Origin of the sequence: Brucella thiophenivorans (assembly GCF_002252445.1) — a bacterium.
Taxonomy (GTDB): Bacteria; Pseudomonadota; Alphaproteobacteria; order Rhizobiales; family Rhizobiaceae; genus Brucella; species Brucella thiophenivorans.
Window position 1 is genome coordinate 1 of sequence record NZ_NNRJ01000008.1, and the last position, 19,774, is coordinate 19,774.

Genomic DNA, 19,774 nt, shown 5'->3' on the forward strand with positions numbered 1-19,774 from the left:
TCTTTACTATTTTGTATTGCTCGACGGATTGCCTCAATCGTCGTGGCGCTGCCGTGTAGAACTTGTCCCATAATGCATCCCTCCAAGTCTGAGAAAGTATTGCACCATCAAAACCTGGGATCAAACATCCTAAGCCGGGAAAAAATAGCGTAGTGCGATCAACAGCACTGCGCCTGCAAAAAACATCGTCATCATGCTGACGCGCAGCGAAAGCAGCACACAAAAGACGAGTACAAGCAGCTCTCGCCAGCCGTGATCAGATGCGGGTGCTGCCACAATCGCAGTCAGAACAGCGGCAGGAACGGCATTGAGTGCTGCTTCGACGCGATAATGCACACGATCAAATCGCGATAAGATCAGGTGTCCACCAAATCGGGTGATATAGGTAAAGATCCCACCTGCAAGAATGATCCAGATTGTCGTGGACATGGTCTATACCTCCCTTGCCTGCGGTTTTGCGAGAATTGCAGCAAGAATAACACCACCAGCAGCGCCCAGCGTTACATGCCACGGGGAGCCTACAAATTTATAGGCCACAACCGCACAAATCGCACTCACGACCACCACAGGCCACCAATGCTGCCTATGACGAAAGCTCATCACCATGCCGAGAAAATAGATTGGCAGCAAGAAATCGATACCCAGCGCATAAGGATCGGTAATCAAATTGCCGAACAGCGCACCAACGAGCGTTTCTAGCAACCAGCAAATATAGATAGTCAATCCCAGCCCCATATACCAGGCGAAGCTGATTTTCTTGCCTGCTTCACTGCGGATTTCGACCTCGGCATATTGCGGATCGACAAGCAGAAAGAAGGCGAGCGCCTTTTGCATGAAGGTAAAATGGCGAATGCGCCGGCCGACCGTCGCCGAATAAAGCACATGCCGGAAATTGACCGCGAAAATCGACAGCACGATCATCCATGGCGCAATGTTCTGGCCAAATAGATCAAGCCCGACCATCTGGCTTGCACCGGCATAGATAATTCCGCTCATGAAGATGGCTTCAGCGATGGTAAAACCGTTATCGATTGCTACCGCACCAAACAACAAACCGAACGGCGCGCCAGCTGCAACGATGGGCAAGCCACGTTTGACGCCGCCCCAGAAGTCGCTCCCTGCTGACGCCAGTGCTGGTCGAAAACCCTGATCCACGAATATCACTCCTCACTCACGGAGTGCTTAGAGAATTTTCGGCCAAGTTGAAATCAATTTTCGATAAAAATCATACTATTAGAATGTACGCGCAGCATTTCAGCACCACTGATAAAAACCAGTGATGCTGAAATAAATTATTCTGATGCTTGCGGAACCGCGCCCTCAATCTTCTTGATCCAGTCAATCATCGGTCGTGACTGTTCAGAAAACTTGATAAGCCGGTCAGCAAGATCAGGCCGCGTGATGCTATCCGGGTCAATTTCCATCCGAACAGCGAAATGTCGGTTGCGAATGCCCTCAAGAAGATCAACATCGGTAACGGTTTCAAAGCCGCGCGGCGTGCGCTTTAAACGCTCGTTGTCGCTAATCTGCAAACCGCTTTTCTTGAGCTTAGCCAAAACCGCACGATATTCGTCCGGCTTTTCGACAACTGCTTCACGGATAGCCTGAAGCAGCTCTTTTTTCGGCCCCCACCATGCCACACCAGCATAGCAATCGCGAATGCCCGGCAAACCGATACAAACATAAAAACAGCCGCTCTCGTCCCACTTCGCACCGGAATTGGACAGAAGCGCTGACAAATGCCGATTATAGGGCGCCTTGTCATGAGAGAAACGCGTGTCCCGCTTGATACGGAACTGAGACTTCACGCGATCACCTTTGAAAGGCAATCCGGCTTTTTCAAAGCGCGCCGTCAGCTCTTCAACCAGATCACCAAGCGGTTCTTTCAGATGCTCTTCAAACAGGTCTTTGTTTTCAACGAACCACTCGCGGTTTTGATGAAAATCGAGCGCCTTGAGAAAGGGGATTGCCTTGTCGCCAAAACCTTTGAATGGGGCCATTAGCCTTCTCCAACCAATGCCAGCCAAGCATCTTCGTCAATCACTTCGATGCCAAGCTCTGATGCCTTCGCAAGCTTTGATCCAGCCCCCGGTCCTGCAACAACAAGATCAGTCTTTTTAGAAACAGAACCCGCCGTCTTGGCACCATGTCGTTCGGCCATAGCTTTCGCTTCATCACGCGACATGCGCTCAAGGCTGCCGGTAAACACAACGGTCTTACCCTCAACTGGAGAGCCGGTTGCAACGCGTGCCACTTCATCAAGCGGTTTTACTTCCGCAAGAAGCGCATTGAGCACTTCCTGATTATGCGGCTCGGCATAAAAATCGACGACGGCTTCGGCAACAATCGCGCCAATGCCTTCAACCGCAATCAGATCCTGCCAGGCTTCGTTGCCCTTGTCGCTACGGTCGCCTTCTTTTGGCGGAACAGCTGTCGTGGCCGCTTCAGCAAACTTTTCATAGGTCAGATAAGCTTTCGCAAAGCGCTTGGCATTCACTTCACCGACATGACGAATACCGAGACCAAACACGAAGCGATGCAAAGCAATCTGGCGCCGGTCATTGATCGCGTCATAGAGCTTTTTGACGGAAGTCGCGCCAAAGCCATCAATATTTTCGAGCTTTTTGAAGAGCGAAGCCTCCTGTCGTTTTTGTAGTGTGAAAATATCTGCAGGTGATTTGATTTTCAGGCTGTCATCTTCGGCATGGAAGAAGAACTCGACCTGCTTTTCGCCTAAGCCCTCAATATAGAATGCGTTGCGCGATACGAAATGACGAATCCGCTCAACCGCCTGTGCAGCACAGGTCAGACCGCCGGTGCAGCGATAGACTGCCTCGCCTTCTTCGCGCACGGCATGGCTGCCACAAACCGGACATTCATGCGGAAAATTGAACGGCACAGCATCAGCGGGACGCTTTTCCAGCACAACATCGACGATCTGCGGAATAACATCGCCAGCACGCTGCACGATCACTGTATCGCCGATACGAATGTCATTATCATCCGCGCGGATGCGTTCACCCCTAAGACCGATGCCCTTGATATAATCTTCATTATGCAGCGTCGCATTGGTGACAACGACACCACCCACAGTAATCGGCTCTAGCCGCGCCACCGGCGTCAGAGCGCCGGTACGTCCAACCTGAATATCGATACCACGCAGAATGGTCGTCGCCTGCTCTGCTGGGAACTTGTGTGCGATAGCCCAGCGCGGGCTGCGCGAGCGGAATCCAAGCCGTGTTTGCAGATCCAGCCGATCCACTTTATAGACAACGCCGTCGATATCGTAGTCGAGCTTGGAGCGCTCAAGCCCAATCGCCCGATAATGCGCAATCAGCTCATCTGCGCTCTGCAACCGCTTTGTCAGCGGATTGACCGGGAAGCCCCATTCGCGGAACACCTCGACCATGCCATGCTGTGTGTCGGCTGGCATTTCAGACATCTCACCCCAAGCATAGGCAAAGAACCTGAGCTTGCGGCTGGCCGTAACTTTCGCATCAAGCTGTCTCAGCGAGCCTGCTGCGGTGTTGCGCGGGTTGACATATGTTTGCTTGCCTTCTGCCACCATCTGCTCGTTGAGCGCCAAGAAGTCGCTCTTGGCCATATAGACCTCGCCGCGTACTTCGACGACCGCTGGAACACCTGCTGGAAGCTTATTTGGAATCTCACTGATGGTTCGGATATTGGCGGTTACATTTTCGCCGGTCGTACCGTCTCCGCGTGTCGCTGCACTCACTAACACGCCATTTTCATAACGGATCGACATGGAAAGCCCGTCGATCTTCGGCTCTGCGGTGAAAGCAATGGAATTATCCGGGAGTTGCCCGAGAAATCGATATACGCTGCCGACGAAATCCTGCACGTCTTCATCCGAAAACGCGTTGCCAAGCGAAAGCATCGGACGCGCATGGATAACTTGAGCAAACTTGGAAACAGGTGCCGAACCCACCCGCAAGGATGGGCTGTCAGCCCGCACCAGATGCGGAAACCGCTCTTCAATGGCATCATTACGCCGCTTCAGCGCATCATAGTCTGCATCCGAAATCTCCGGCCGGTCATTGGCATGATACAACTCATCATGATGAGCAATTTCACGCGCCAGCCGCTCCAGTTCTACAGCGGCTTCAAGGTCGGTCAGTTTTTCAACGGAAATATCGGACATATGCGTGGCAAAACCTGCTGATTCAATTTTGCCCAACATAACCAAGAAATGAGGCCGCGCCTACGAAAACAGCAAATCGCGCACAGACTGCTGACAACAGTTTAAATTGCCAGCGCACTATTCTCGGCAAGCAACCGCTCAGCCGCCTTGCGCGCTTCATCGGTGATGCTGGCACCTGCAAGCATACGCGCGATTTCTTCCTGCCGCTCATCGACACCAATCGAACGGATCGACGTGGACATGCGATCTTCATTGGTCGCGGATTTCGCAATCAGGAAATGCGTGGATGCACGCGCGGCCACCTGCGGCGCATGGGTCACAGAAAGAACCTGCACACGCGATGACAACCGTGCCAAACGCTGTCCAATCGCATCAGCAACCGCTCCACCCACGCCCGTATCGATTTCATCGAACACAAGCGTCGGAGCCGATCCGCGATCTGCAAGCGCAACTTTGAGCGCCAGTAGGAAACGCGATAATTCACCGCCCGAAGCAACTTTCATCATCGGGCCAGCACGGGTGCCAGGATTGGTGCGAACCCAATATTCAACCGTATCAATGCCTTCAGCAGCACGCGCATTGGTATCCGTGGTCATTTCCACAATGAATTCGGCGCGCTCCAGCTTCAAAGCCGGAAGCTCTGCCATGACAGCGGCTTTGAGATGCTCAGCTGTATCGGTACGGCGTTCAGACAGAACCTTGGCAGCCTTATCATAAGAGGCGCGTGTTTCTGTTGCCTGTGCTTGCAACTGGATGAGCTTTTCTGCACCCGCATCAAGATCAGCAAGGTCCGCATCCATCTTGTCGCGCAAGGCGGGCAAGCCCTCAACAGCAACCGAATATTTACGCGCAGCAGCCCGCAGAGCAAACAGCCGCTCCTCGGTCTGTTCTAAAACACGTGGATCAAAATCAATTTCGCGCATCGCATTGTCGATACCATCCTGCGCGAGCGCCAAGTGATTCAATGCTTCGTCGATTGCTTTGCAAACTGGCTCCAGCAAATGCGGCGCTTCCGGAATTTTACGCTCAAGACGACGCACAAGACTTGCAAGGGTGGGCACCGGCGATCCATTGCCCGACAAAAGCTCGCCCGCTTCGTTGACGTCACCGGCAATCTTTTCCGACTTCATCATGATCGCGCGACGTTCTGCGAGTTCTTCCTCCTCGCCCGACTGAGGATCGAGCGTGGTGAGTTCTTCGACCGATGAGCGCAGATAATCGCCTTCGCGCTCGGCCTGCTCAACACGTGCGCGATGCTTGGACAAGGCGTTCTCGGCATCGCGCCACGCTTTATAGCGCTCGCGAACGGTTTGAGCTTCACCATCCAAACCACCAAAGGCATCCAGCAATGTGCGATGAAGATTGGTATCGATCAGCGCACGGTCATCATGCTGACCGTGGATTTCCACAAGCCGCTTACCCAGCTCGCGCAGCAGCGCAACACTTGCCGCCTGATCATTGATGAAAACACGTGTGCGTCCGTCGCCCATCTGAAGGCGGCGCAGGATGACATCGCCGTCATCGTCAAAACCGTTTTCGCTTAGGAATTTGCGGGCAGGATGTCCGCCCGGAACATCGAAAACCGCAGTCACCTGCCCCTGATCCGCGCCATGGCGAACCAGAGAAGCGTCGCCGCGCGCACCAAGCGCCAGCGACAACGAATCAAGCAGGATGGATTTACCAGCGCCGGTCTCGCCCGTAAGCACGGACAAGCCGGTTCTGAACTCGATGTCGAGCCGTTCAATCAGGACAATATCGCGGATCGACAGGTGCGACAGCATGCGGGTATCGGCTTAAGCGCCGCCACCCGTGATCATTGCCGAAGCCTTGGCCAGCCACGAACCGCCATTTTCACGCGGCTCAAGACCACCGCTCTGCAAGAGCTTGTAGCTATCCTTATACCAACGGCTATCCGGGAAGTTCTTTCCAAGCACCGATGCTGCCATCTGCGCTTCTGATGTCAGACCCAGCGCATAATAGGCTTCGACCAGGCGAGCCAGTGCTTCTTCAACCTGACGGGTGTTGGAATATTCTTCCACCACACCCCGGAAACGCTTGATCGCGGCCAGATATTCCTTGCGCTCAAGATAATAGCGGCCAATCTGCATTTCCTTGCCCGCAAGCTGATCGCGAGCAACGCGGATTTTTGTCTTGGCATCGTCGGTGTATTCAGAATTCGGGAAGCGATCAACCACTTCCTGCATCGCAGCAATCGCACGACGACTTGCAGCCTGATCGCGGGTTACGTCAGGAATCTGACGGAAATAGCTCAGACCGATAATGTAATAAGCATAAGCCGATTCAGGCGAAGTCGGATAAAGTGTATTGTAACGTTTTGCCATGCTGACAGCTTCTTCATAATTACCCTGACGGTAATTTGTGAAGGCAGCCATGACGAGCGATTTACGCGCCCATTCGGTGTAAGGATGCTGGCGATCAACCGCAGCAAACTTCTTGGCAGCTTCGCCGAGGCGACCTGCATCAAGATTTGCAAGACCTTCATTGTAAGTCTTGTCCGCCGGATCAATCGTCTCAACGTACTTGGTCAGATCAATATCGTCATTTTTGCTGGCACATCCCGCAAGCGGAACAAAAACGGCAAGGGCGCCAACAATCAGCGCGGTCTTCGTCTTCACCGGGAAATTCGAACTCGTCATGCGGTCTCCGGCCATCTGGCAACGTCTTTTCTGTCTGGAGTTCCATAAACACATGTGTTCACGGCTTTCTCCATTCTTTCCAATACATCAGCGTCAGCACTTAGGTAAACATAGCCGAGGCTGTTTTGGCAGTTCATAAACCACATGCTGGCGAAATCGGCAATCATCTAGCTGATCAATCGTCAGAAATTGGTATCATTAGAGCACGTCTTCCAAAAGCGGGCACCAGTTTTGGGTTAGAGACATGCGTTAAACAAAGATTTATCACCACGTAAAGCAATATCCGTGAAAACTAATGGCTTTGTCCTCGTCAAATGCGGAGGATTGGCTGCCAGTTTGCAACGCATATGCCGACTCAAAGCGAAGAAGACCCGGCGAACACGGCCCAATTATGGCCATAAATGCTCAAGCGTGGCTTATAAGGCTTAAAGCGCCCAAGGCGCTGAAATATTTGGCCGAACAGCAATAAAATCGGAGCTGTCTGCATTGCGGCGCACACCGCTCGCTTCGACAATATCATAATTCGATTTGTCAGCCAGAAGGGCCTTCACGGTTTCAGCATTCAACCGGTGCCCACCACGATAGGAGCGGAAGCAACCGATAAAAGGCAAACCTGCAAGCGCCAAATCACCAACCGCATCCAGTGTCTTGTGGCGCACAAATTCGTCCTGAAAGCGCAATCCACCTGGATTGATAACGGAATTGTCGTCACCAATGACAAGCGAGTTATCAAGCGATGACCCCAGCGCCAGTCCTGCAGCCCATAAGCGCTCTACATCTTTCATGAAGCCGAAGGTGCGCGCGGTTGATAGTTCTTTGCGGAAAGTTTCTTCTGACATATCAGAAGCAAATTTCTGTCGACCAATCAGCGGGCATTCAAAATCAATCTCGACTTCAAAGCGCGTCCCGGAATAAGGCTGAAACTCACCCCAAGAGCCCCCCCCTTCTAAGTGTACGGTCTTTAGAATGCGAATAAAACGACGCTTTGTTTCCTGCTCAACGATTCCCGCTTCATCGAAAGCATCAATAAAACGTGCAGACGTTCCATCCAGAATTGGCACTTCGGGTCCATCGACTTCTACAATCAGATTATCCAAGCCAAGCGCCGCAATCGCTGCCATCAAATGTTCAACAGTGTTGATACGCGCTTCCTGCGGTCCGAGTGCCGTGCAAAGATCGGTTGCGCCGATTTCGGAGACGTGAGCACGCATAGCACGTGCAGCCATTCCAAGATCTGAGCGCTGGAAGATTATTCCCGCATCTGTATCAGCCGGTTGAAACGTCACCGACGCCGCGGCTCCGCCATGGACACCGACGCCAGACAGAGTAACCGCGCGACCAATTGTTTTCTGATAAGCGCTCAAAACAGGTCCATTCCATATCAATAAGTCAGTTTGCAAAAACGCGCATAGCAAATTCACCAGCTTTTATCCGATTTCCAATAATCGAAAATAAATGGCGAAAATAGCGATTAACAAAAAAAACCGGTCCACGCTTTTATGCGAACCTTATCCTGCTAACTCGCTGAAAATAGTGATGCATGGTGACCAAACAAAATCACGCTTTCTTACGAAATATAACCACGTGGGAGAATGCAAAAAAGCCGTGGGGATAAACCCACGGCTTTTTCGATTTCAAAGTAGGATCAGAGGATTAGTTCGACTGACGGCGCAGGAAGGCCGGGATTTCGAGCTGATCTTCTTCCGAAGCTGCACGCGGCTGCGGACGGCCCTGATCGTCAAGCTGGCCACGACGCGGTGCGTAGATGGAGCTATCCTGTGAAAGCGGACGGCGCTGATCTGGCTGTCGCATCGCTGGCTCACGCTGCTGTGCTGGTTCCAGACGAGCAGCTGGCTGCTCTTCTTCACGGCGCGACAGACCACGGGTCAGGCGGGAAAGCAGGCCCATTGGTCCGCGTTCTTCCTGAACTGGTGGCTGAGGAGCAACGCGGCGTGCGTTGATTTCAGCCTGTGCTACCGGCGGGAAATCAGAAACGGCTGGCATACGTGGTGCAGGACGTGGCTCACGAGCGGGTTCTGCATGCATCTGCTGTGGCTGCTGGTAAGCCTGCGGCTGCATAGCATGTGCGGTCGCCTGATTGTTGATCATCTGCGGCTGAGGAGCGACTGGGCGAGCAACGGGTGCGCGTTCAAAGCTATCGGCAGCAGGTGCTTGGAAAATGCGGCTCTGAGGACGGAAGTCTGGTGCAGATGATGCAGCAGGAGCAACTGTTGCAGCAGGCATTTCACTTTCAATCGACTGAGCAACCTGTGGAGCTGGTTCAGCCTGACGTGGCTGTTCGACAACTGGAGGGCGCAAAATGCCGTGCGGAGCCATAGGCTTAGCCTGTGCGGCTGGCTTTACTGGCTGACGAAATTCCAGCGGCGCCGGGGCCGCGTCTCCGATCTGCTTGTCGATGCCGGTCGCGACAACGGATACACGGATAACACCTTCGAGGCCTTCGTCGAAGGTAGCACCGAGGATAATGTTGGCTTCTGGATCAACTTCTTCACGGATACGCGTTGCAGCTTCGTCCACTTCAAACAAGGTCATGTCACGACCACCGGTGATCGAGATCAGGAGACCCTTCGCACCGCGCATTGAGGTCTCGTCAAGCAGCGGGTTGGCAATCGCAGCTTCAGCAGCAGCCATCGCACGGCCTTCGCCCGAAGCTTCGCCCGTGCCCATCATCGCCTTGCCCATTTCGCGCATAACCGAACGGACGTCAGCAAAGTCGAGGTTAATGAGGCCTTCCTTGACCATCAGATCGGTGATGCAGGCAACGCCCGAATAGAGCACCTGATCAGCCATTGCGAATGCATCAGCGAAGGTTGTCTTATCATTGGCGATGCGGAAGAGGTTCTGGTTTGGAATGACGATAAGCGTATCGACATTCTTCTGCAGTTCTTCGATGCCAAGCTCAGCCGTCTTCATGCGGCGAGCACCTTCGAAATGGAACGGCTTGGTAACGACGCCAACGGTGAGGATACCGCGTTCGCGTGCAGCGCGTGCCACAACAGGAGCAGCACCCGTACCAGTACCGCCGCCCATGCCGGCAGTGACGAAGCACATATGCGTGCCATTGAGATGATCGACGATTTCGTCAATGCACTCTTCAGCGGCCGCACGGCCAACTTCAGGCTGCGAACCTGCGCCCAGACCCTCGGTGACAGCAGCACCAAGCTGGATCATGCGCTCCGACTTCGACATCGTCAAAGCCTGCGCATCGGTGTTTGCCACAACAAAATCCACACCGCGCAAACCGGCATTGATCATGTTGTTGACCGCGTTGCCGCCGCCGCCGCCCACACCAAATACGGTGATGCGAGGCTTCAGCTCGGTGATGTCCGGCTTTTGCAGATTAATGGTCATGGTTCTCGTTCCTCTTAAGCCTCTCACCGCTTCGCCGCCGCGGTGCTAATTGGTTATTACGCTGATGGTTACGCCCACATCACGCAATCAAATCTCTACTCAATGTTTACTCAAAAACTCTCTCTCAGCCATCGGCCGACACGCTGAATTCGCCCCCCCGTACCGGTCATAAGACCGGAGGAAGCTGCTTTCACAGACCGTTCTTCAATACCTGCCACCTGTGGGTAAATCAGAAGACCGACGGTCGCGGAGAAAGCCGCACCCTTGGCCGCTTCAGGCAATCCCGCTATTCCTAGCGGACGCCCGATGCGTACATTTCTTGCAAGAATCCGCCTTGCAGCTTCTGGCATGCCCGGCAACTGGCTCGCGCCACCGGTCAGAACCACGCGCTTGCCCACAATATGCCCGAGGCCCGACTGGTTCAGCCTGTCGCGAACCAGTTCCAGCGTTTCTTCCACACGTGCACGGATGATCCGCGTCAAAACCGAACGCGGATATTGATTGGGTACATCACGCTCATCATCGCCAATTGGCGGAACCGAGATGAGATCGCGGTCATCGGCAGCGCTTGGCAGCGCCGAGCCATACATGACCTTGAGGCGTTCGGCGTCTTCCATACGCGTGGAGAAGCCGCGTGCCACGTCCATCGTGACGTGATTGCCGCCGATTGCAACTGCATCAGCGTGAATAAACTTGCCTTCGGAGAAGACGGAAATCGTGGTTGTGCCGCCGCCCATATCGATGCAGGCAGCACCCATTTCAGCTTCGTCACCAACGAGAGCTGCAAGCCCGCTTGCATAAGGTGTCGCAACAATTGCTTCGACCGAAAGATGACAACGATTGACGCAAAGCTCAAGATTGCGAAGTGGGGCTGCGTCAGCCGTCAGCACATGCATATCGACGCCAAGGCTATCGCCGAGCATACCAAGCGGATCGCGAATGCCGCGTTCGCCATCAAGCGTGTAGCCGACAGGCAGCGAATGCACGAGGTGACGTTCGGCGGCAAGAGCCTGCTTGGCACCGGCAGACAACACGCGGCGAATATCGGTCTGCTCAACTTCATGACCGCCAAGATTGACGCTTGCGGTGAAGGTTTCGCTCTTAAGGCGACCGGCAGAAATATTAACGATCAAGCTATCGACGGTCAGACCCGCCATGCGCTCCGCTGCATCCACTGCAAGACGAATCGACTGTTCCGCGGCATCGAGGTCAATAATAACGCCAGACTTCACACCGCGCGAGCGCTGGTGGCCGATACCGAGCACTTCCATACGATGCGTGCGCCCCGGCAGCAATACGCCGCTTTCATGCGGGCGCAGCCGCGCAATCACGCAGGAAACTTTGCTTGAGCCAACATCCAGAACCGTGAGAAGGCGCACTTTGCGCCCTGCAGTTCCGCCCTGTGGTGAACTTTTTCCGCCAAGCATACTCATACGCGCTTCCCCGTGCGGGATAATTCTTTTTTACGCTCCGCCAAAAACTTCTGGCGTTGCTCCATGCCACTTGGCGTCAGTTGAACCGTAATGCGATCATTGAGACGAAGATCGACACCTGAAATATCGCGTGACAGAAGGTTCTTTTCGCGATCAAGACGCTCGACCTGAGCGAGAGCCTTCATCGGCTCATCTTCCGGCAGCATGATGCGAACGCCATTTTCAAGAAGAATATCCCAGCGACGGTCGGCAACGCGGATATAAGCGCGCACCTTGCCAGCGAGCTCCGGATATGCCGCTACTTCATCTACAAAGCCTTTTACCCGCTTTTCCGCACCCTCACCCACAACAAGCGGGAGAGCGTTGTAACGACCCGGACGGAATGGAACGATGGTATCTCCTGCCGAATCAATCAGCGAAAGCTCCTGACCATTTTGCCAAACAGCAAAGGCTTTGCGCTCTTCAAGCGCAACCAGAAGCGTACCCGGATAGACCTTACGCACTTCAGCACTTTCAACCCACGGCAACTTGGCGATAGCCTGACGCGCACCTTCAGCACTCAGGCCTACGAGTGACGTCTCACCGTCCAGCTCAAGCTGACCAAGAATATCAATATCTGACGTTTCGTTGTTGCCAACGACCTTTACGTCCTCAATTGCAAAACCAAATGTCGAGGCAGTCGCCTTGACCATATTTTCGGAATGACCGCCGAGCACCATGCCGTAAATGCCGGTTGCACCAAGAAAGCCAAGCATACCAATCGTACCGGCATAACGCGGAACATTGATATTGCCCTGAAACATACGAACAGCAAAGCGGAAAGGCTTGCGCAAGATGCGCGGCAGAACAAAGGCTGCACCCGATGCATCCCGCATCGCGCCCGAACGCCTGTATTCATGTGATCTGCCGTTTAACGCAAACAAGACGCGTCCTCCACCATCCAACTCAACAATTCACCAAAAGAGATACCTGCCGTCTTCGCGATGTCAGGTACGAGCGAGGTAGGAGTCATGCCCGGCTGGGTATTCACTTCCAGCCAGATAACTTCGCCTTCTTCAGAAAAACGATCATCGAAACGGAAGTCTGATCTGCTTACGCCCCGACACCCGATTGCCCGATGCGCCGTAAGGGCCATTGTTTGTATTTTTTGGTAAATATTTGGTAAAATTTTTGCCGGACATACGTGAGTTGATGCGCCAGGCACGTATTTTGAATCAAAATCATAGAACTGATGACCCACCGGGATGATCTCGCAGACGTCCATCGCGCGATCACCCATCACCGAACAGGTCAATTCACGACCATGGATGTATTTTTCGACCAGAACTTCGGCACCATAATTCCACTCGCTCGAGCCGATGATCTGCGGCGCGTGAGTCTGATCTTCCTTGACGATGACCACACCGAAGCTCGAACCTTCACGAACAGGCTTCACGACATAAGGCGGCTGCATCGGATGCTCTGAACCAATATCAAAACGGTTCATGAGGCGCGAAGGAGCAACTGCTACACCCGCAGCAGACGCAACAGTCTTGGCGCGGTCCTTGTCCATAGCAAGTGCCGAAGCCAGCACACCAGAATGCGTGTAAGGAATCTGGAGATACTCAAGGATACCCTGAATTGTGCCATCTTCACCAAACGGACCATGCAGTGCGTTAAACGCTACATCAGGCTTCAATTCCGCGAGAACGCTTGCAACATTGCGATCAACATCGACACGGGTAACGCGATAACCGCATTCCTCAAGAGCTTTAGCACAGGCAGCACCAGACGACAGACTGACCGGGCGCTCAGAAGAGAAACCGCCCATCAAAACGGCGACGTGCTTTTGAGCCTTCTGTCCAGCCACGTTAGTCATCCCCTCTGCGCATCCCCTGCGCTCGAATCAAAAATAGAATCAGGATAGCCCGGCTACACTACGCAGCAGACACCCAAGTCAGGAAAACCCTGACGAATCAAATCACTGTACGGTTAACCATAAAGAATCAGAGAGTTGATTCCGTGGCAAGCCCCTATCAAAAGGGGAGCAACTTACGAACGACTCAATAAGCAGAAAAAAGCCCGAGATTTCAGTGGGAAATCCGGGCTTCTTAAAATGTTAATTTTTATAAGAATTCTTTTACTTGCTTGCCTTCTTGGAACAAGCCAAGCCTTTTAATCTCCCAATGAAGGCGAATGCCGGAATTCTCATAAACTTTAGCGCGAACTGTCTCGCCAAGCGTTTCAAGATCATACCCAGTGGCGTCACCCGTATTGATCATAAAATTGCAGTGCATCTCAGACATCTGTGCGCCACCGACACGCAAACCGCGACAGCCTGCTTTGTCAATTTCTTTCCAGGCAGATGTGCCTTCAGGATTCTTGAAGGTCGAACCACCGGTTTTCTCACGCACAGGCTGCACCGTCTCACGGTGATTCTGGACGTCGTCCATGGCTTTTTTGATTTCTTCACGCTCGCCCGGAACACCTTCAAACAGAACCGAGGTGAAAATCAGATCAGCCGAGGCCGACGAATGACGATAGGCATAACCCATATCGGCATTGGAAAGGATATGCAGTTCGCCCTTGCGATCAAGTGCGCGCACTTCCACCACACGCTCGCAGGTTTCAACACCATTAGCACCAGCATTCATCCGAAGAGCGCCGCCAATACCGCCGGGAATGCCATGGTAGAAATGAAAGCCCGCAAGACCTGCATCAAGCGCTGCCGATGCCACACGCTTGTCGGGCGTTGCTGTCCCTGCCCGCAGCTGCGTTTGAGAGACATGCTCAACTTCACCAAAGCCCTTGGCCGACAAGCGCACCACAAAGCCTGGAATACCGCCGTCCCGCACCAGAAGATTGGAGCCGATACCTACAACCAGAAGCGGAATTTCTTCCGGCACAGCTTTCAGAAATGCCGACAGGTCTTCCTCATCCGCAGGCTGAAAAAGAACCTGTGCAGGACCACCGGCGCGAAACCATGTGATCTTGTCCATACCGGCATCAGGCGTCAGCCTGCCACGCAAGCCCGACAGCTTGCCATCAAGCTTCTTGAGAAGCGCCTCACCGCTTTCCATTACTTCGCACCCTGCTCAGTCAGTTCTTTCGGCAAGGCATAAGCCCATTGCGTGATGTTGCCTGCACCCAGACAAACCACGAAATCACCGGGCTCTGCAATGGATGCAACCAATGGGGCCAAGGTTTCAGGCCCACTTGCAAAACGTGCATCACGATGACCAGCCGTCTTGATACGCGACACGAGTGTTTCCGAATCCACACCCTCAATCGGGTCTTCTCCAGCGGTATAAACCGGTGTCACGATAACCGTATCGGCGTCGTTGAAGCATGCAGCAAATTCATCAAACAGGCTGTGAAGGCGCGTATAGCGATGCGGCTGGACAATACCGACAACACGACCTTTGGTTGCTTCGCGCGCCGCTTTCAGCACCGCACGAATTTCAACCGGATGATGACCGTAATCGTCGAAAATCTCGACGCCGTTCCAAGTACCCGTATGGGTGAAACGACGCTTCACACCACCAAATGCACCAAGTCCCCGACGAATATCGTCGGCAGAAATTCCCAATTCATGCGCAACCGCTATCGCAGCCGTGGCATTGGAAACATTGTGCAGACCCGGCATCGGCAGACGCAGATCTTTAATCTCGGTTGTATCTCCCTTACGCGAACGAATCAGCACGTCAAACAGGCTGACAGCGCCTTCCATGCGGTGATTGAGGAAACGCACATCGGCCTGAGGGTTCTGACCATAAGTCACAATGCGGCGGTCTTCGATGCGGCTGACCAGAGCCTGTACTTCCGGGTGATCGAGACACATCACGCCAAAACCGTAGAACGGCACATTCTCAACGAACTGCGCAAAAGCAGCGCGCACATTGTCGAAATTGCCATAATGATCGAGATGTTCAGGATCGATATTGGTAACAACCGCAATATCAGCTGGCAGTTTCAGGAATGTGCCATCGCTTTCATCCGCTTCAACGACCATCCAGTCGCCATCACCCATCCGAGCATTGGTGCCATATGCATTGATGATGCCGCCATTGATGACGGTCGGGTCAAGATGACCGGCATCAAGCAATGCTGCCACCATTGATGTGGTGGTGGTCTTGCCATGCGTGCCGCCAATAGCGACAGCACGACGGAAGCGCATCAATTCCGCTAGCATTTCAGCGCGGCGGACGATTGGCAGAAGCTTTTCGCGAGCGCTCACGAGTTCAGGATTGTTTTTGCGGATCGCGGTCGAAACGACAATCACTTCCGAATCGCCAAGATTTTCAGCCTTGTGACCGACAAAAACTTCAATGCCCTTCTCGCGCAGGCGCTGTACATTGGCGCTGTCCGACTGGTCCGAACCCTGCACCTTGTAGCCAAGATTATGCAGCACTTCCGCAATGCCGCTCATGCCGATGCCGCCGATCCCGATAAAATGGACAAGCCCGATGTTGAGCGGCATTTTCATGGCCGAGTTCCTTCTTTGAATTGCTGAACTGATTGTCCTGCTGCAATAGCCTCTGCAAGATCAGCAAGCAACTGCGCGGCATCTGGCTTACCAACGCTTTTTGCAGCTTTTGCCTGTTGTTCAAGCCTTTCAGGCTCGTTTATGGCAGAACTGATGATCTCCGAAAGCCGCTGCGGCGTAAGCTGTGACTGACGCACAACTTCGCAACCACCGGCACTTTCGAGCGCGAGCGCATTCGCCGCCTGATCATGGTCAAGCGCATACGGGAACGGCACCAGCATGGCCGGGCGACCAATCGCTGCGATTTCCGAAACCGTAGAAGCGCCGGAACGCGAAATCACAAAATGCGCATCCGCAATACGCGCGGGCATATCGTTGAAGAACGGCGCAACATCAGCCGGAACACGCAGCTTCTGATAGGCGGCACGAACGGCGGCCTCATCCTCTTTGCGGGCTTGCTGCGTAATCAACAGCCTTGCACGCTCGCCCTCTGGCAAAAGCGCAATTGCTTCTGGGATCGCATTTGAAAAAAACTGCGCACCCTGACTACCGCCAAAAACCAGTAATCGAAAACGCTGACCTTCTTTGGCTGGCTTATAAGATGTCTTGGCTGCGGCAAGCACCGGCGCACGAACCGGATTACCGGTCGCGATAATCTTATCAGCGTGAGCGCCGCCTGCCGCTGGCAGAAAGCCGCCAGCGATCGCCTTCACACGTGCGGCCAAGCCCTTATTGGCACGCCCCATGACGGCATTCTGCTCATGCACAAGGGTTGGAACGCCCATATTGCTGGCCGCATAAAGCGGCGGCAAAGTCGGATAACCACCAAAGCCGGCAACAAGCTTAGGCTTCAAACGGCGAAACAATTTACGGCTATCCAGATTACCCTGCCACAGCGACCAAAGCGTGCGCGCAAGCGCAATCGGATTGCGACCGGCAATGGTGGCTGACCGGATCACGTGCACATGGTCCTGATCAAAGGCCCCGGCGAAGCGTTGCGCACGCGCATCGGTTGCAAGATGCACATCCCAGCCACGAGACTTCAGCTCATGCGCCAGCGCTTCAGCAGGAAACAAGTGGCCACCGGTTCCTCCGGCAGCCAGTACAATTACGCCTTTGCCCATATTGCCCTCACAAAACCGGAATACGCTCGCCCATACTGACCGTGTGCGTCATGCGCGCTTCCGGACGACGGCGTGTCAGCGCCAGCAAAATGCCCATGGTAATCGCAATCGCCACCAGCGACGAACCGCCATAAGAAATAAACGGCAGCGTCATACCCTTTGCAGGCATCAGATGCAGATTAACCGCCATGTTGATGATCGACTGGAAGCCGAACAGGATCACGATGCCCGACACAGCAAGGCGCGTGAAAGCATCGCGCTCACGAAGCGCAATCGACAGGCCGCGGATTACGATAAATGCAAACAGCGCCATAATGATCATGCACAGGATGATGCCGTATTCCTCGGCCGCAACCGAGAAAATAAAATCTGTATGACTATCAGGAATGCTGCGCTTGACGATGCCTTCACCCGGACCCTGGCCAAACCAGCCGCCGCGCAGAATGGCTTCGCGGCCCATGTCTACCTGAAACGTATCACCCTCGCCGGTCATAAACCTGTCAACACGACCTGCAACGTGGTCCAGCGTCATGTACGCGCCAAACGCACCAACAACTGCGATACCACCCAGGCAGAGGATCCAGAACATCGGCAGGCCAGCAAGGAAGAACATTGCGCCCCAGGTACCTGTGGTGAGCATTGTCTGACCAAAGTCAGGTTGCAGCATCAACAATCCTGCACTCACACAAAACAACATCATGGCCAGAAAATAGCCCGGCATATGGCCACCGCGCTCACGTTCGGAAAAAAGCCATGCGCAAATCACCACGAAAGCAGGCTTCATAAATTCAGACGGCTGAATGGAAATGCCAGCAAGACTGACCCAGCGACGCGCACCCTTAATTTCAATGCCAACGAAAAGTGCGGCCGCCATTAGAAACAGCGAAATGCAGAGCAGTATCAGCGCAAAACGCCTGACCTGGCGCGGTGACAGAAACGAAACACCGATCATCACCGCCACAGCAGGGATCATGAAAAACGTCTGACGCTCAACAAAATGAAAGCTGTCGAGGCCGATGCGCTGTGCAACCGCAGGACTTGCTGCAAAGGACAGCAGCACACCAAGGCCCATCAGGGCCAGACATGCGGCCAGAAAGTAACGGTCAATTGTCCACCACCAATTGGCGACAGCACCACGGTCAACGCGACTTACCATCAGCTTTTCCCTCCGATTGGTTCAATACCCGGGAGCGTGAGAACGGCGGTGCGGAATGCATCGCCACGTTTTTCAAAATTCTGAAACTGGTCAAAGCTTGCACAGGCAGGCGAAAGCAGCACAACCGGCTCGCTTGCTGCATCATTGCCTGCATCGCGGGCAGCATGCTCAACCGCCACAACCAGCGTATCGGAAATTTCAAATGGCACTGCATCACCAAGTGTAGCCGCAAATTGTGCGGCAGCTTCGCCAATCAGATAGGCTTTGGCGATGCGTGGAAAAAACTCTGACAGGGCAGCAATGCCGCCAGCCTTTGGTACCCCACCGGCAATCCAGTAAATATTTTTCGCAAAAGACGACAATGCAGGTGCAGTTGCTTCGGCATTCGTCGCCTTGGAATCATTGACGAAGAGAACCTTGCCCCGATGCCCCACTTGCTCCATGCGATGCGCAAGACCGGGAAAACTTTTCAATCCTGCTCGGATTTCATCAATTGAAAGTCCAACCGCAAGACAGGCAGAGATTGCGGCCAATGCGTTTTGCGCATTATGCGCACCGCGCAGCGATCCGATACCTTGTAGCGAAGCCAGTTCTTCGATCTTGCCTGCATTGGCAGAATAGAGCTTTGGGCCATCGGCAAAAGCACCGTTTTCAAGGTGCTTGTCCTTGGAGATACGAATGGTCTTTACGCCATTTGCCTCAAGCTTGTCGGCGATTGCCGCGCAATGTTGGTCGTCATTTCCGACAATAGCGACATGACTCTTTGTAACCAGTCGTTCTTTGATCGTCGCATAATTTTCCATCGAACCGTGGCGATCAAGATGGTCCGGCGTCAGGTTCAGCAGGATACCGGCAGTCGGATTAAGCGAAGATGCAAGATCAATCTGGTAAGACGAACATTCAACCACGTAATAGCGATTTGTCGCTGGTGGCTCCAGCGTCAGGATAGCCGTTCCAATATTGCCACCAAGCTGCATATCGCGACCTGAAGCTTTGATAATATGCGCAATCAGTGCTGTCGTCGTTGATTTGCCATTGGTGCCCGTGATGGCAATAAACGGGCAATCCGGCGCAATATGATTACGCTCACGCACGAACAGTTCGACGTCGCCAATAATCTCGACACCAGCAGCGTGAGCCAGGTCAACCGTCCAGTGCGGCTTGGGATGGGTCAGCGGTACGCCGGGCGAAAGCACAAAGGCAGCGAATAGTGACCAGTCAGCCTGCCTCAAATCACCCGTCGCGATGCCTGCACTCTGCGCACGTGCCACACTGTCAGGATTATCGTCCCAGGCAATGATCTTCGCTCCACCCGCTACAATGGCTTTGGCAGTGGCGATTCCCGACCCGCCCAATCCGAAGAGGGCAACAGTCTTGTCTTTAAGGGCGGTGATCGGGATCATTC

At 53.8% G+C, this 19,774-nt stretch carries 16 protein-coding genes; all 16 read right to left on the reverse strand.

Going from position 1 to position 19,774, the window contains the following annotated elements; genetic code table 11:
* Positions 1-129 precede the first annotated feature (129 nt).
* Positions 130-429, reverse strand: coding sequence for an AzlD family protein (locus CEV31_RS01420; protein ID WP_094505129.1), 300 nt, complete (start codon positions 427-429; stop codon positions 130-132).
* Between the two features lie 3 nt (positions 430-432).
* Positions 433-1,155 carry an AzlC family ABC transporter permease gene (locus CEV31_RS01425; RefSeq protein ID WP_094505130.1) on the reverse strand — a complete coding sequence of 241 codons (723 nt, stop codon included), beginning with the start codon at positions 1,153-1,155 and terminating at the stop codon, positions 433-435.
* Positions 1,156-1,292: 137 nt separating this feature from the next.
* Entirely contained in the window at positions 1,293-2,000 is a 708-nt protein-coding gene (locus tag CEV31_RS01430) for a DUF2461 domain-containing protein (RefSeq protein WP_094505131.1), read from the reverse strand.
* Complete coding sequence (ligA, locus tag CEV31_RS01435) at positions 2,000-4,162, reverse strand: NAD-dependent DNA ligase LigA (RefSeq protein WP_094505159.1); 2,163 nt, start codon at positions 4,160-4,162, stop codon at positions 2,000-2,002. Before ligA ends, CEV31_RS01430 begins: the two co-directional genes overlap by 1 nt.
* Before the next feature lie 101 nt (positions 4,163-4,263).
* Positions 4,264-5,943 carry a DNA repair protein RecN gene (recN, locus tag CEV31_RS01440; protein ID WP_094505132.1) on the reverse strand — a complete coding sequence of 560 codons (1,680 nt, stop codon included), beginning with the start codon at positions 5,941-5,943 and terminating at the stop codon, positions 4,264-4,266.
* A gap of 12 nt (positions 5,944-5,955) precedes the next feature.
* Positions 5,956-6,819 (reverse strand): outer membrane protein assembly factor BamD, encoded by an 864-nt coding sequence (locus CEV31_RS01445; protein ID WP_094505160.1) that lies wholly within the window; start codon positions 6,817-6,819, stop codon positions 5,956-5,958.
* Between the two features lie 425 nt (positions 6,820-7,244).
* On the reverse strand, positions 7,245-8,183 hold the full coding sequence (lpxC, locus tag CEV31_RS01450) for a UDP-3-O-acyl-N-acetylglucosamine deacetylase (protein WP_094505161.1): 939 nt from the start codon (positions 8,181-8,183) through the stop codon (positions 7,245-7,247).
* A 289-nt stretch (positions 8,184-8,472) separates the two neighbouring features.
* Entirely contained in the window at positions 8,473-10,191 is a 1,719-nt protein-coding gene (ftsZ, locus tag CEV31_RS01455) for a cell division protein FtsZ (protein ID WP_094505133.1), read from the reverse strand.
* Between the two features lie 110 nt (positions 10,192-10,301).
* Positions 10,302-11,624: a cell division protein FtsA gene (gene ftsA, locus CEV31_RS01460; protein ID WP_094505134.1), complete on the reverse strand. Its 1,323-nt coding sequence runs from the start codon at positions 11,622-11,624 to the stop codon at positions 10,302-10,304.
* Positions 11,621-12,547 (reverse strand): cell division protein FtsQ/DivIB, encoded by a 927-nt coding sequence (locus CEV31_RS01465; protein ID WP_094505135.1) that lies wholly within the window; start codon positions 12,545-12,547, stop codon positions 11,621-11,623. Before CEV31_RS01465 ends, ftsA begins: the two co-directional genes overlap by 4 nt.
* A complete protein-coding gene (locus CEV31_RS01470; RefSeq protein ID WP_094505136.1) occupies positions 12,535-13,482 on the reverse strand; it encodes a D-alanine--D-alanine ligase in 948 nt (315 codons plus the stop codon). The genes CEV31_RS01465 and CEV31_RS01470 overlap by 13 nt, the downstream gene beginning before the upstream one ends.
* Before the next feature lie 247 nt (positions 13,483-13,729).
* On the reverse strand, positions 13,730-14,683 hold the full coding sequence (gene murB, locus CEV31_RS01475; RefSeq protein ID WP_094505137.1) for a UDP-N-acetylmuramate dehydrogenase: 954 nt from the start codon (positions 14,681-14,683) through the stop codon (positions 13,730-13,732).
* Positions 14,683-16,089 (reverse strand): UDP-N-acetylmuramate--L-alanine ligase, encoded by a 1,407-nt coding sequence (gene murC / locus CEV31_RS01480; RefSeq protein WP_094505138.1) that lies wholly within the window; start codon positions 16,087-16,089, stop codon positions 14,683-14,685. The genes murB and murC overlap by 1 nt, the downstream gene beginning before the upstream one ends.
* Positions 16,086-17,213 (reverse strand): undecaprenyldiphospho-muramoylpentapeptide beta-N-acetylglucosaminyltransferase, encoded by a 1,128-nt coding sequence (gene murG / locus CEV31_RS01485; protein WP_094505139.1) that lies wholly within the window; start codon positions 17,211-17,213, stop codon positions 16,086-16,088. Before murG ends, murC begins: the two co-directional genes overlap by 4 nt.
* Positions 17,214-17,220: 7 nt before the next feature.
* Complete coding sequence (gene ftsW, locus CEV31_RS01490; protein ID WP_094505140.1) at positions 17,221-18,369, reverse strand: putative lipid II flippase FtsW; 1,149 nt, start codon at positions 18,367-18,369, stop codon at positions 17,221-17,223.
* Positions 18,369-19,772 carry a UDP-N-acetylmuramoyl-L-alanine--D-glutamate ligase gene (murD, locus tag CEV31_RS01495; RefSeq protein ID WP_094505141.1) on the reverse strand — a complete coding sequence of 468 codons (1,404 nt, stop codon included), beginning with the start codon at positions 19,770-19,772 and terminating at the stop codon, positions 18,369-18,371. Before murD ends, ftsW begins: the two co-directional genes overlap by 1 nt.
* Positions 19,773-19,774: the final 2 nt, after the last annotated feature.